Source organism: Thiohalocapsa marina (assembly GCF_008632335.1).
GTDB classification, from domain to species: Bacteria; Pseudomonadota; Gammaproteobacteria; order Chromatiales; family Chromatiaceae; genus Thiohalocapsa; species Thiohalocapsa marina.
On record NZ_VWXX01000003.1, the window covers coordinates 12,672 to 26,313 of the forward strand.

The window sequence follows — 13,642 nt, forward strand, 5'->3', positions numbered from 1 at the left end:
GCCCCCCCGCCCAAGGGGTCGTCTACTCAGTCACCGCTCGCGAGATCTGCCGGCGCGCGAAGGGGCGCTAGCATCCGGCCCAGACGCCCGTCCTGCTCCGCGTCCCGATGATGGAAGGCATAGGGCTGGCGCTCCATCAAGGGTGCTCCAGGCACCGGGAAGAGTCGACCGGCCGCGATGTCCGCGGCGACCATGGCCTCGGGTAGGTAGGCGCTACCGCCGTTCTCCAGCACGTAGGCATGGGCGAGTCGGCCGATCCCGAGCCGCAGCCGCGGTGGTGGCGCATCGGTGAATGCCTGGGCATGGGCCGTAGCGAAGCCAGTGCCCCAGTCCACCAGCACATAATCCTCCTGCCGGACCGCCTCTTCCGCGCCAAGGTTGGCATGACTGCTGACCATGACCAGACGGATGATGGCCAAAGGTACGACGCTGAGCTCGGCCAGTTGTGGCGACTCGAAGGCAAAGGCCAGATCAAGGGTGCGCTCGCGTGCCCGCCTGAACAGCACATCGGCGCTGTGGGCCTCTGCCGTGACGGCCAGACGCGGCATCTGCCTGGCCAGTGCGAAGAGCCAGTCCTGCAGGGCGATGGCCCAGAGGCTGGGGACGGCGCCGACGGCCAGGCAGCAGCGGTCATCGCCGGTGACCGCGATCTCCTGCTGTGCCTTAGTCCAGGTGTTGAGTATCACCTCGGCATGGCGCAGCAGGCGCTCGCCCTCGGGGGTCAGTTGCACATTGTTGCGGGTGCGCGTGAACAACTCGACACCGAGCAGTTGCTCCAGCTGGCGAATGCGCGCGCTGACCGCTGACTGGGTCAGGCACAGGTGCTCGGCGGCCTTGCCGAAGTGGCGGGTGCGGTTGACCTCCAGAAAGGTCTTCAGTAGTTCGGTGTCCACGGCCCCTCCGGTCTTGTCGCCGTCCTTCGACGAACGAAATCGATCGTCACCATGACAAAAATTCGTTTCCTTCCGGGGGTGTATCTGGCGCTATAAAGGCGGTTTTTCAGGCCATCCTGACCGTTGAGGACAGCATGAAGTACGACGACACTGATGCCTCGGAAGAGACCTTCGATCTGGGCGCCGATGACGACATCCAGCCCCTGGGAGATCGGCTGGCGGCGCTGCGCTCCGCTCGCGGCGCCGGCGGCTATTCCGCCCAGGCGCGCCAGCGGATCGAGTATCTGCAGGAACTGCGCCGCCTGCGGGCGCAGATCGGCGACGATGGATTCGAGGGGCTTTAAACCAGCCGCCAGCCGCCAGTCGCCAGCGGCCGGATCAGGGCCTGCTCATGGTGATTGCGTCAATCGAGCGTTGCTAGTCAGTCGGCCAGCTTTTCGACGATGTCCATGTCCGTGAGCTCCGCGGCCCGCTCCGGGCTGTAGCCTAAGGCCGCAAAGTCCAGGATACCGGCGGGGTCATGGCAGGCCTTGCAGCCATGGCCCTGCCGCTGGATGCCGTGATTCACCATGAGTGTGCCCATCTGACGCATCCAGTGCGGCTCAACGTTCTTGAGCTCGCCGTCGACCAGTGGATAGCGGGTGTTCCAGCCCCCCTCGACACCGAAGTAGGCCATGAACTCGTCCATCATGTAGAGCTTGAACGGCGTCTGATACATGCGCTGGACGATGGGATGCTCGATGGCCTCGATCACCGCGGCCCGGGTATCGCCGGTCTCGTAATAGCGGTTGTAGTCGAAGGGCAGGATCATGGCGCCGAAGGGGCCCTGGTTGCCCATGTCCTCGAACATCATGGCGTTGAAGGGCTTGAACGGATAGATGCGGCTCTCGCCCTCGTTCATGGCCTCCCGCAGGTTGGCGTCGATCATCTCGCGGCGCCGTTGCAGCTGCTCTGGCGTGAGCTGCGATAAGGGATCGGTGGCGGCGCGGACGTAGCTGTCGACGTCGATATCCGGATAGCGCTGCTTCAGCACTTCCGCCTGGGCGCGCACGGCGGCGATGACCTCGGGATCATCGATGCGCGCGATCTGCTGCATGAGCGGGTCATAGCCGGTGCCATGGTTGGGATTGTTGCCCAGGGCGTTGGCCAGGAAGGTGCCGTTGCCGTTGAACCAGAGGTAGATCAGGCCCTTGCCGGGCTCACCCGAGCGGTAGATGTCGGTGGGCTGCCAAATCCCCTCCTCGGCATTCCAGGTGGGGTGCACCCAGTCGCGCAGCACGACATTGTTGTCCTCGAGCCGCGGGATGTGGCAGGTCTCGCAGGCGATGCGCTCGATGTGGCCGTTGAGCAGCGCGCTGTAATCCGAGTCGATGTGCGGTGCGCGGCCGTGGCAGGTCTCGCAGCTGACCTCCTTGTCCGGCAGGTCGCCGGCGACCAGATCCACGCCCATGCGCCCGCGCGGGATCTTGTGCCCCTCCGGCACATGGCAGTCGGTGCACTGGATATTCGCCGCCGCATGCACGTCGTCTTCCGGGCTGAAGGGGTTGCCGCGCTTGGCGCCGGTGTGTAGCAGCCGCTGATGCCGCTCGCCGAGGCGCTGGGCCGCCTGGTTGTGCTCATAGGCGTCGCCGCCCATGTTGTGCTGGTGGCAGCGCAGGCAGTTCTCGTTGCGCACCCGGTCGACGCTGAGCGCCGCCCGCAGGCTGCGGTCCTGGTTCCAGCGCAGACCGACGCCATCGTCGATGACGAAGCGCTGGTTCATGTCGTATTCGGCCGCGTGGCAGATCAGGCAGTCGATGCCGTCCTTGGCGTTGTCGGTCACGTCGCCGATGGGCATCATCAGCTCGCTGGCCGGGGTGTAGTTGCCGCCGATATGGCACTGGCCGCAGCCCTCGCTGCGCAGCACGGGCTTGGCGCCACCTTCGGTCCCGTCTTCGCCCTGGGCGTGCTCCGGCCGGCTCTCGACGAGCGCGGCCCAGCCGGTCCAGGAGAAGCTGCCCGGGATGCCGCAGGCGCGGTTGATCTTGCCGAGCGGGATCTTGCGCTCCCCCTCGGCATTCACGCGCCGGCCGTCGTAGCCGAAGGTGGACATGCCGCCGGCGTCGCTCTGGAACTTGAAGTGCACCGAGCCGACCAGGTCGTCGAGGGTGTTGACCGTCGAGGTGGTGCCGTCGCCGTGGGTCACCTGCATGGTCTGGTGACAGCTCAGGCAGGTCTTTGGCCCCTCGTAACGGCGGATGCCGGCCTCGCGGAAATACTTGATATGCGCATAGCCGGTCTGCTCGATGAACGACGGGGTGTGCATGAGCATCTCGATCTTCACCTGCCGCGCGAAGCTGTCCTGATCCTCGCTGACGGTGGCGGCCGCGCGCGCATGACGGGCCTCTTCGGTGAGCTCAAGGGCGAGCCGCTCGAATTGCGCATCCGTCAGCTCGACGCTGTTGTCGTAAGTCAGCGGCTTGCTGGTCTCGCCGACATAGGCCTGGAACAGCAGCGGATAGACCACCTTGTACAGCGCCAGCGGCACCAGCACGACCGCCAGCGCGATCAGGATGCGGCGATTGGTCTTGGAGGCAAGAAGGGTTTGTAGCGACGTGCTCATGGGTTTAGCGGTCGTTTCCGGGTGAATCGCTGGCCTCGCGATGCCAGCCGGTGAGCATGGCCTTGAGGTTGGTCAGTACCGTCTCGCCGGTGGTGATGATGTAGATGTGCACCAGCAGGAAGACCGCCAGCAGCCAGCTGCTCGCCAGATGCAGCATGGCGACGATCCAGATGGTGCCGATGCCGAACAACACCTCGGGTAGATAGGGCGAGAGCAGGAAGCCCCAGCCGCTCAGGATCAGCAGCGGCATGAGTCCGTACATGACACCGAGATAGCTCAGCAGCTGCAGGGCGTTGAGCTTGCGCTCCGCGCTGACATGGAACGGATGTGGCGCGTTCTTGAAGATGCCGTAGACGTAGTAACGGCCCTGCTGCCAGAGCTCGCGAGGCAGGCTGCGCCAGTGCGGCACATAATGCCTGCCATTGCCGCCCTTCCAGTTGCCGATGACGAAGCCGATCCAGCTCAGCGTGAGCAGGATGCCGGCGGCGTTGTGGATCGGCCGCGCCTGGTCGAAGGCCAGCAGCCAGCCGGCGTCGGCGTAGTGCATGCTGACGCCGGTGGCGATGAGCACCAGGAACAGCGCGGCATTGACCCAGTGCCAGAGCCGCAGCCAGACCGGGTAGAGGTACAGGTCCTGGGTCATTGTGCGCCCCCCTGGTTCACGCGCTTGCGATAGCTGAGCCAACGGCCCGTGGCATGGGCGATGATGCCGAGCAGCACCAGCGCAAGCACGCCGAGGCTGATGCGGTCGAGGGTGTCATTGCGGCTCATGCCGATGATATAGGCCTCGTTGTGCAGGGCCTGCCCAAAGAACCCCGTCAGGTCCAGCTGCTGCTCGGCGCGCCAGCTGTAGAGCTGGCTCAGCAGCGCCGAGTTGCGGCTATGGCATTGCACGCAGTCGCGGTTGCTGTCGGCACTGGCCAGCACCTGGTGCGAGGGCCGCTGGCCGTCGCGTCCCTCCAGTGGGGTATGGCACTCCACGCAGCGCACCGCTTGCCAGTGCTTCTGTACCCGCGGCAGCCAGTCGTGGCCAGCCGGGGCGTCACCACGTTGTTTGACGTGGCAGCTCAGGCAGAGGTCGTTGTGCGCGCCGATGCGCTCGGCGGGCGTGGCGGTCTCCGCCAGCGGCTGAAAGTGGTGGACGTCGTGGCAGGAGAAGCAGGAGAACTTGCCCGGACGCCGGTCGGCATGAACGCTCTGCTTGAACTGCTGCTTGATGCCGTCCAGCTGCACCAGGCCGTCATGCTGTTCCGCCTGCTCGCTGTGACAGGTGGCGCAGCCGAGCCCCTCGTCCGCGACGCTGGTGCGGTGCGGATAATTACGGTAGCCGCGGCCGTGGCAGTCGCGGCAGGCCAGCTCGGCATGCACGGAATGGTTGTAGCGGTCCGGGTCGATGGCCAGGCTGACGACCTTGCCGGTCTCGCGATCACGATAGGCCAGGGTGCGCATGTGATGGCAGCGCATGCATTCCGCGCTGTCTTCTGATGTGAGCCCCTTGGCCACTGCGCCATCCGCTGCCGATGCCTGGTCCGCTTGCGCGCTGGGTTGTGCATCGGACGTATCGGCCCAGGCGATCATGGCTGTCGCCAACAGCAGAATGGCCAGCCAAGGCCATTGCCTTGCGCGCCACGAGCGGGCGCGGAGGGTCCGAGATGAAGTACAGAGCTCTTGCGGGCGCATGTAGAAGGTGCCTATAGCGAACAGGGTCGAGGCTCGAACGCCATCAGAGGGGGGCTTTGGTCCCTTCCCTTGCGGCCGCGACCTCACCGGATGCTCGGTCCGCGACGGCAATGCGCCGAGGCCTTGCGGCAGCACCCAGAGAAGAGACCGAGTCACGACTGAAAGGTTTTACCGTACGCGAATGGACGCGGAGATTTAATGACTTCGCGCAATCGAAGCGCTGGCGCGCTGGACCTGCTCGGCGATCGAGGCGAGGGCCGCCGGCGTCAGCTCGGCGGCGAGGCGGATCCGCTGGGTGGGCCTGATGGCCGCGGGCGATGAGCTCGAACAGGCGGGGCTGGACTTCGACACCGCGATGCGCCGCATCCACGTGCGCGAGGCCGATGGGCGGCTGGTGTCGGGCGTGCCGGCGTTCGTGGTCATCTGGCGGCGACTGCCGGCCTATCGCCTGCTCGCGGGTGGCGTAGAGCGGCTCGGACTGACCCGGCCGCTGGAATGGGGCTATGCGCGTTTCGCCGAGCGTCGTTACCGGAAACGCTGTCGCGATGGTGCCTGTGGGATCGGGCGCTGAGGCATGCTTCCGGACAGGGCAGGAAAAAGACTTGCCTGCAACCGTGCAACCTGTAGGCTGGAACCCTTCTGACCCGATCGCCGACCATTCTGATCCAAAGGGTGCCTGATGATTCAAGCCGCGATGAATCTGCCGCTGGACGTCGAGACCTATCTGCAAGGGGAACTCGAAAGCGAGATCCGCCATGAATATGTCGCTGGCGAGGTCTTCGCCATGGGCGGCGCGGCGGAGGCGCATAACCGGATCAGCCTGAATCTTGCATTCCACCTGCGCGCGGCTTCCCGGGGCACACCCTGCGGCGTCTTCATCAGCGACATGAAGGTGCGGGTGCAGGAGCATGACGCCTTCTACTACCCGGATGTGCTGCTGACCTGCGATCCGCACGACGCGCATCCGCTCTACAAGACCAGCCCCTGCCTGCTCGTCGAGGTGTTGTCGGCCTCCACCGAGGTCCGGGACCGGCGCGAGAAGCTGCTGGCCTATCGCAGTCTGGCGTCCCTGCGTGATTACCTGCTGGTGGCCCAGGACCAGCGTCGCGTCGAGCGTTATCGACATCGAGAGGACGGGGACTGGGTCTACGAGGTGTTCGAAGCGGGCACGCTTCATCTCGGCTGCGATGCGCTCGCGGTGGACATCTCCATGGATGACATCTACGAGGACGTTGTCTTCGAGACCTGAAGCCCCGGCCATCAGGGTCTGGTCAAAAGACTTCAGAGCGCATTTCGGACCAGGCTGGGCTGCACGAAGTACTCGCGGATGACCAGGGCGGTGACGACGACGCGCCGACCGAGTTTGGTGAAGAAGTACTTGTAGGTGTGAGCTCCCTTCTTGAGTGCTGCCCCATGGTTTGCCTCCTCATCCGCGATCATGTCAAGCATGCATCCACGGCAGTTTGCCGAAGCGCTCTACCGTTTCCTGCGGCGATTGCCACCAGGACCGACCTATGCCGTCGAGGTGCGCGATCCCGAATTGCTGACGTCCGATTTCGTGGCCGCACTGGCGCATGGGGGGGCAGTCCCCGGCTTGGCGGTGCATCCCCGGCTACCAGACCTGGCCACGCAGGCCGAGCGCTATTTTGGCGAAGCGGCGAGGCAATCGGCACCAGCGGATTCGCCCTTGCATCGAGGCGGGCCGCTGCTCATTCGCTGGCTCTTGCGACCCGATCTGAGCTATGAGGCAGCACGTCAGCGCTATGCGCCCTTCGACGCACTACGCGCGCCCGATCCCGAGACACGCCACTGCATCGTTCGGCTAATCCGCACTGCACTCACTGAGGACCGCACGGTGTACATGATCGCCAACAACAAGGCCGAAGGCTCCTCGCCGCTGACGCTGCGAGCCTTGGCTGAGGCCTTGGTTGGATGAGGAGCACGTCGTTTCCGCCCTGAGGACAAGGCGCTCGATGGACTCGACCGGGATCTGCAAGGGATAGGTAATCCAGGCCGCCCTGAGGGTCTAGCCCGGCGCTGAGACAGCGCGATCGCCAAACTCTGGATGTGAGGTCAAGGCGCGGAAACCTGGGGGAGCGGCTGCGCGCGACGCATCGCAGGCCGAAGCGGCGACATCGAGCCGACTCAACATTGGTCGCGTCGATTACGACAAAAACAACGACAACGACAGACTCGCTTTCAACCAGCAGCGACATGGTATCCCCGCCATAGCGTGCGAAGGCGTATCCCGTGACGGGGAAAGACCCTCGAACGCCGCCGAATGCTAGCCGCATAATGCCCTCCAGAGTGAGAAGACGCCGACCGATGCCGTGTCACCCGGCAACCAGTGTCCGCTGCGTCGATGCCGTGCGCCTGATCAGCCACTTGGCCAGTTCCAGCACCGGCACGATGCTGACGGCGCCCAAGAGCACCAGCAGCCAATCCTGGGGACCGATGGCATAGGTGCCGAAGGCCGTGGACAGGGGTGGCACGTAGACGATGGCCAGCAGCAGCGTCAGCTCCCAGGCGATGGCCAGATTCAGCCACTTGTTCGCAAAGGGACGCTGCAGCACCGAGTCGCGGTCAGAGCGGAAGTTGTAGGCCTTGAAGAACTCGATCAGCACCAGCGAGACGAAGGTCATGGTCATGGCGCGCGCCAGTGCCTGCTCCGCATCGAGCCCGAGGGCGGCGCTGCCATTGAGCTGATGGACAAAGAGCGAGACATTCACGATGGTCGACCAGACGCCACCGACGAGCATCAGAAAGATCACGGGCCGCGTGAAGATACCGGTCCTCGGGTCCCGCGGCGGGCGCTGCATCAGGTCCTTTTCCGGCGGATCGAAGGCCAGCGCCAGGGCCGGCAGGCCGTCGGTGGCCAGGTTGACATAGAGGATCTGCACTGCAGAGAGCGGCAGCGGCAGCCCCGCGAGGGTGGCGACGGCGATGAGTCCGATCTCGCCGATGTTCGATGAGAGCAGATACATCAGATACTTCTTGATGTTCGAGAAGATCCCGCGGCCCTCCTCGACGGCGCCGACGATGCTCGCGAAGTTGTCGTCGGTGAGCGTCATGTCCGCCGCCTCGCGGCTGACGTCGGTGCCGGTGCGACCCATGGCGACACCGATATCGGCCTTCTTCAGCGCGGGCGCATCATTGACCCCGTCGCCGGTCATGGCGCACACCCGTGCCCGGGTCTGCCAGGCCGTCACCACGCGCAGCTTATGTTCGGGGGAGACGCGGGCGTAAACGTCGATGTCCTCGATGGCCGCCTCCAGCGCCGCCTGGCTCATGGCATCGAGCTCGCGGCCGACCACGACCCGTCCGTCCTTGAGGATACCGAGCTCGGCGGCGATGGCCCGCGCCGTCTCCGGATGATCGCCCGTGATCATGATGGGGCGGATACCGGCGCGCGCGCAGTCGGCGATGGCCGCCTTGGCCTCGGCCCGCGGCGGGTCGATCATGCCCGCGAGGCCAAGAAAGATCAGGTCGTGCTCGGCGTCGTCCTTGCCCTTGACCTCGGGCTTGTAGGCCACCGCGAGCACGCGCAGGGCCTGTTGCGCGAGCGCGCGGGCGGCCTGCTCGATCTGCTCGCGCGCAGCCGCATCCAGGGCGCGGATGCCGTCGGCCGTCTGCAGCCGGTCGCAGCTGGCCAGGATCACCTCGGCGGCCCCTTTGGCATAGGCGACCATCTGCGGATCGGTCTCGGCCCGATGCAAAGTCGTCATGCGCTTGCGCTCGGCGCTGAACGGGATCTCGTCGCGGCGCGGCGCCTCGCGCTCCAGCGCGGCCTTATCCAGTCCAATCTTGGCCGCGGCCACCACCAGCGCGCCCTCGGTGGGGTCGCCGTAGAGCCGCCAGCCGCCGTCTTCTCGTTCCAGGTGGGCATCACTGCAGAGCGCGGCGGCACGCAGCAGCCGCTCGATCAGGCCGCGCTGGGCCTGTTGCTCGGATGGGCTGGCCTCAGGGAGCGTGAGCGCCCCCTCGGGGGCATAGCCGCTGCCGCTCAGGGTCGCCATGGCGCCATCGGCCCAGAGGGCGCGCAGGGTCATCTCATCGCGGGTCAGGGTGCCGGTCTTGTCCGAGCAGATCACCGAGGTGCTGCCGAGGGTCTCCACCGTGGGCAAGCGCCGCACCAGGGCATGGCGCTTGACCATGCGCTGCACGCCGATGGCCAGCGAGATGGTGACCACCGCCGGCAGGGCCTCGGGCACCACGGCCACGGCCAGGGCGACGCCGAAGATGACCATCTCCAGCAGCGGCTCGCCGCGCAGCACACCGAGCCCGGCGATGAGCACGACGACGCTGCCGGCGGCGATGGCCAGTACGCGCCCGACCTTGTCGAGGTTCTGCTGCAGCGGCGTGCGCTGCTGCGCCACGCCGGCGAGCAGGCCGGTGACGCGGCCGAACTCGGTGCCAAGCCCGGTGGCGACCACCAGGCCGCGGCCGCGCCCATAGCCGATGTCGGTGCCGCTGTAGACGAGGTTGATCCGGTCACCGAGGCCGAGCTCGGGCGCGTCGAGGGCGGCACTGTCCTTGCTCACCGGTACCGACTCGCCGGTCAGGGCGGCCTCGTTGGCGCGCAGGTTCACCGCCTCCAGCAGCCGCGCATCGGCCGGCACCCGGTCGCCGGCGCCGAGCAGGATCACATCGCCCGGCACCAGCTCACGCGCCGGGAGCAGCTGCTCGCGCCCGTCGCGCAGCACCTTCGCCTGCGGCGCGGCCATGCGCCGCAAGGCCTCCATGGCGCGCTCGGCGCGGTATTCCTGCAGGAACCCAAGGCCAATGGCAAAGAGCACGATGACGGCGATGACGATGGACTCCAGCACCTCGCCGAGCAGTGCCGAGAGCGCGACGGCGATGAGCAGGATAACGATCAGCAGGTTCTTGAACTGCTCGGCGAGGATCTGCCAGGGCGAGACGCCGTCGGCCCGCGGCAGCTCGTTTGGACCGTCGCGGCTGAGGCGCGCCGCTGCCTCGGCGCCGCTCAGGCCCGTCTCGCTGCTCTGCAGCTGCTCCAGGGCCTCGGTGGCGGTGAGGCAATGCCAGGGGCGAGTAGTGCTCATGGGACAACTCCCTATGGATCTGCAAAGGGATAAGCGGGGCGACGCGGCGCTGTCGGTTGGACCCTATTGCCGGGACCGCTGGGGCGGTTTGCGCCGCAGCCGATGCGGGCGCTGAAACGGCCTGATGGGGCAACCTGGATTCGGTATTTGGAACCGCTCCTTCTGGGATGCCCAAGGACAGCCTGCGACGCAGCCCGGTAAGAACGCTCATCCGTTCGAAGACATCACCGCACCGACGGCGCGGGTCAGGTCAGGCGCCAGATGTCGATGTCGCCGAGCGCGGCCTCGGCGTGGTGCCAAGCGGCTTCGCGCGTTCAAGCCGCGCCCAGCCTCGCCCGCCACATTTGCCAGGCCTGGTGTTCCCGCCAGGGGCCGGAGCCGCCCTCCAGTCGCTCGAACACCACGGGCTTCTGGTAGGCGTGGCAGTGCGGACCGTAACGCGGGTCCTGATCGATCCAGCGCGCGCGCTCCGGATCGAACCGCGGCATTGCGTAGGCGATATGGGAGCTGGCGCCTGCATCGGGACGACACCAAAAGGGATCGAGCCAGACCACCGCCTGCCCATGGCTCGTGCCGACCAGAAACACCTCAGCGACACAATGGGTGCGCAGCGTAAGGGGGTGCTTCGGATCGGGCATGCGCATCTGCAGCGGCACCAGTTGCCGAATGGCTTCAGCGAGCTCCATAAGGACTTTACGACATTGTGATGATCGTCCTAGGGTAGCGGATCGCCCGCCCTGGGCGCTACCGCGTGCCTCGCCGATGGCGCATGGCTCTGCGCAGGATGGCGGCGGGTCCCGGCTGATGGGTATGAGGGGCGGTGGCGTCTGTCGCATCCAGGGTGACGGCCGCTGTTAACGCTGAGCTTTAAGTCTAGCGGCGATTTCGATATGGGCCTTTTATGTGCAGGCCGTCGAGATAGGGCTCGATCCCCAGGCGCTGACGCGACCGCCTGCTGCGGATCCGCGGATCGACCAAGACATCGTGCTGTTTCCCGCAAGCGGTCACTGACGCCTGTTCGGCCTGCTTCCACAGGATGCTGAAAGCGGAAAGCTCGGCGCCACGCGGAGAATTTCATATAACTGACACCGAGTGTTCACCTCGTTGCAGCTCGGGCTTGTCACACTTCCACGCCCGGTCTTTCGGCCACTGTGTCATTTCATATCTTCGTGAATCCCGGGCGAGGTAGTTCCAATGCAAGACCTGAAGCGTGGCAATGAATGCCAGGTGATCTCATGGGAGGACGACGGTAGCGTCGATGCCCTGCCGGGTACCGCGGCCCGGCCGTCGGCAGCGGAGCCGATCCAAAGTGTCATCCAGAGGGCCGTAACAAGACGTGCGCTGCTGAAGGGCGGGGTCGCGGCCGGTGCCGGCCTGGTGATCGCCCCTGCCTTGCTATTGAAGCCGAGCCCTGCGGCTGCGGATGATGACGTCCGCGATCGTCGGGGGCGGCGAGATCCGGGCAGTCGTCTGACGTTCCAAACAGTGGAGCCAAGCTTCGAAGGCGATATCGTGGTACCGCCCAACTACGCGTATGACGTCATCTTGCGCTGGGGCGATCCGCTGTTTCCTGGCACCCCCGATTTTGACCTGAACGATCAGACGCCGGAGAAGCAGGCACTGCAGTTCGGCTATAACGCCGACCTGGTCCTCTGGTACCCGCTGCCGGAGTTTGTGCGCAAGATGGTGCAATGGCGCGGCGAGCTCGGCTCGATCGCGAATCGCTGGCTTGGCAGCGCGTACCCGAGGCTCAAGGACGCCTACAGTCGGCGTGCGCTCGTGATCGTCAATCACGAGTACACCACGGGCGCTGACATGTTCCCGGGTTACAGCCAGTCACGGAACGAGGCCCTGGTGGAGATCGAGGCCCATGGCTTCTCGATCGTCGAGCTGGCTCAGGACCGCGACGGCCGCTGGAGCTTCGACCAAGGGTCACCGTTCAACCGCCGCGTGACCGGCTCCACTCCGATGGAGATCAGTGGTCCGCTGCGCGGGATGCCGGAGATGCAGACCGCCGATGATCCGAACGGCAAAGTCGTCCTCGGCTGTCTGAATAACTGTGCGGGCGGCAAGACCCCCTGGGGAACCATCCTGACCTGCGAGGAGAACTTCGACCAGTATTTCGCCAACTTTGGCGACGTCGCTGGGCGGCCGAAGGACCTGAGCTTGCGTATTGCGGCGGAAAGCGCGGATACCGAACGTAAATGGGAAGACTATGTCGACCGCTTCGATCTGTCCAAGGAGCCGAACGAATACAACCGCTTCGGCTTCATCGTCGAGATCGACCCCTACAACCCGCAGGACAAGCCGAAGAAGCGCACGGCGCTGGGCCGCTTCAAGCATGAGGGCGCCGCTGCCCGGGTCGCCCCCAACGGCAAGGTGGCCATCTACAGCGGCGACGATGCTCGGTTCGAGTACGTCTACAAGTTCGTGACGAAGGGCCGCTATAACCCTGGGAACCGCAGCGCGAACCTCAACCTGCTCGACGAAGGGACCCTCTACGTGGCCCGCTTCGATGTCGGTGCAGTGGAAGGCGACGAGATGGGCATCGGCCAATGGTTGGAACTCTCCACCAACAACCCTGCGCTTGTCGATTGGACCGAGACCGAGATCCTGCTCAACACCCGCGGTGCCGCTGACGTCGTCGGCGCCACGCCGATGGACCGACCGGAGGACATCGAGGTCAATCCCAAGAGCGGCAGGCTGTACGTCGCCCTGACCAACAACTCCCAGCGCACAGGCGCCCCAGGTTCGGGCGCGACGCGCGATGTAAACGGGCGTGAGGTGAGCACTGAGCCGAACGCGTCGAACCCCCGCTTCGACACCTGGGACAATGGCGTTGACAGCAACACCGGCAACGAGCACGGCCACATCATCGAGCTGATCGAGGACGGTAACGATCCGACCTCCACCAGCTTCAAGTGGAATATCTTCGTCCAATGTGGCGACCCCAACGTGGCTTACCATGATGTTCGGTTCGGTGATATTGCCGACCCGGTGGCGGCCGGTGTGAGTCCGATCTCCGATCCCGACAACCTGGTCCACGACGACGAGGGCAACCTGTGGATCGCCACGGACGGTATGCCTGGCAGCGGCGGGACCAAGGGCTTCGGGCAGAACGACGGTGTCTTCGCTGTCCCGGTGGAGGGCGAGCATCGGGGGCTGTTGCGGCAGTTTCTCTCGGGCGTCCCAGGCGGCGAGGTCTGCGGCCCGGAGTTCTCCGGCGACAACAAGACCTTCTTCTGCGCAATCCAGCACCCCTACGAAGGAAAGGGGGTTGGTCATGAAAACAAATGGCCACTTGGCGAGCCGGTCTCGAAGCCAAGCCTCGTGGCCGTCCGTGAGCTCAGTGGCAAGAAGATCGGTGCTTAAGGCACCAGTGACAGGAAACTTGCCGTCGTTGT

The 13,642-nt window shown here is 65.5% G+C and carries 12 protein-coding genes; 5 read left to right on the forward strand and 7 right to left on the reverse strand.

The genetic code is table 11. The features are described from left to right. Window positions 1-26: 26 nt before the first annotated feature. Window positions 27-893, reverse strand: coding sequence for a LysR family transcriptional regulator (locus F2Q65_RS02960; RefSeq protein WP_150090280.1), 867 nt, complete (start codon window positions 891-893; stop codon window positions 27-29). A gap of 134 nt (window positions 894-1,027) precedes the next feature. On the opposite strand from F2Q65_RS02960, the gene F2Q65_RS02965 reads away from it, so the two are divergent. Continuing rightward, window positions 1,028-1,237, forward strand: coding sequence for a PA3496 family putative envelope integrity protein (locus F2Q65_RS02965; RefSeq protein WP_150090282.1), 210 nt, complete (start codon window positions 1,028-1,030; stop codon window positions 1,235-1,237). A 77-nt stretch (window positions 1,238-1,314) separates the two neighbouring features. On the opposite strand, the gene F2Q65_RS02970 is transcribed toward F2Q65_RS02965, so the two are convergent. Genes F2Q65_RS02970 through F2Q65_RS02980 form a run of 3 tightly spaced genes read right to left on the reverse strand, consistent with a single transcriptional unit; the run spans window position 1,315 to window position 5,073 of the window. After that, complete coding sequence (locus F2Q65_RS02970) at window positions 1,315-3,495, reverse strand: multiheme c-type cytochrome (protein WP_150090284.1); 2,181 nt, start codon at window positions 3,493-3,495, stop codon at window positions 1,315-1,317. 4 nt (window positions 3,496-3,499) lie between these two features. Continuing rightward, window positions 3,500-4,138 (reverse strand): cytochrome b/b6 domain-containing protein, encoded by a 639-nt coding sequence (locus F2Q65_RS02975; protein WP_150090286.1) that lies wholly within the window; start codon window positions 4,136-4,138, stop codon window positions 3,500-3,502. Continuing rightward, window positions 4,135-5,073, reverse strand: coding sequence for a cytochrome c3 family protein (locus F2Q65_RS02980; protein WP_170265484.1), 939 nt, complete (start codon window positions 5,071-5,073; stop codon window positions 4,135-4,137). The genes F2Q65_RS02975 and F2Q65_RS02980 overlap by 4 nt, the downstream gene beginning before the upstream one ends. Before the next feature lie 388 nt (window positions 5,074-5,461). Here F2Q65_RS02980 and F2Q65_RS02985 point away from each other — a divergent pair, with 388 nt between their 5' ends. Both F2Q65_RS02985 and F2Q65_RS02990 read left to right on the forward strand, forming a co-directional pair. Further along, the gene (locus F2Q65_RS02985; RefSeq protein ID WP_281290987.1) at window positions 5,462-5,746 is read left to right on the forward strand and encodes a thiol-disulfide oxidoreductase DCC family protein; all 285 of its coding nucleotides are present in this window, start codon (window positions 5,462-5,464) and stop codon (window positions 5,744-5,746) included. A gap of 108 nt (window positions 5,747-5,854) precedes the next feature. Next, window positions 5,855-6,424, forward strand: coding sequence for a Uma2 family endonuclease (locus F2Q65_RS02990; RefSeq protein ID WP_211353938.1), 570 nt, complete (start codon window positions 5,855-5,857; stop codon window positions 6,422-6,424). Window positions 6,425-6,456: 32 nt separating this feature from the next. On the opposite strand, the gene F2Q65_RS19380 is transcribed toward F2Q65_RS02990, so the two are convergent. After that, window positions 6,457-6,624, reverse strand: a complete 168-nt coding sequence (locus tag F2Q65_RS19380; RefSeq protein ID WP_170265485.1) for a hypothetical protein — start codon at window positions 6,622-6,624, stop codon at window positions 6,457-6,459. Here F2Q65_RS19380 and F2Q65_RS02995 point away from each other — a divergent pair. Next, on the forward strand, window positions 6,623-7,111 hold the full coding sequence (locus F2Q65_RS02995) for a DUF72 domain-containing protein (protein ID WP_246155939.1): 489 nt from the start codon (window positions 6,623-6,625) through the stop codon (window positions 7,109-7,111). The genes F2Q65_RS19380 and F2Q65_RS02995 overlap by 2 nt on opposite strands. A 397-nt stretch (window positions 7,112-7,508) precedes the next feature. Here F2Q65_RS02995 and F2Q65_RS03000 read toward each other — a convergent pair whose 3' ends face one another. Both F2Q65_RS03000 and F2Q65_RS03005 read right to left on the reverse strand, forming a co-directional pair. Beyond that, the gene (locus tag F2Q65_RS03000) at window positions 7,509-10,238 is read right to left on the reverse strand and encodes a cation-translocating P-type ATPase (RefSeq protein ID WP_150090295.1); all 2,730 of its coding nucleotides are present in this window, start codon (window positions 10,236-10,238) and stop codon (window positions 7,509-7,511) included. 314 nt (window positions 10,239-10,552) lie between these two features. Then, window positions 10,553-10,924 carry a hypothetical protein gene (locus F2Q65_RS03005; protein WP_150090297.1) on the reverse strand — a complete coding sequence of 124 codons (372 nt, stop codon included), beginning with the start codon at window positions 10,922-10,924 and terminating at the stop codon, window positions 10,553-10,555. Window positions 10,925-11,432: 508 nt separating this feature from the next. Between F2Q65_RS03005 and F2Q65_RS03010 the strand changes: the two genes are divergently transcribed. Then, complete coding sequence (locus tag F2Q65_RS03010) at window positions 11,433-13,610, forward strand: PhoX family protein (protein WP_150090299.1); 2,178 nt, start codon at window positions 11,433-11,435, stop codon at window positions 13,608-13,610. Window positions 13,611-13,642: the final 32 nt, after the last annotated feature.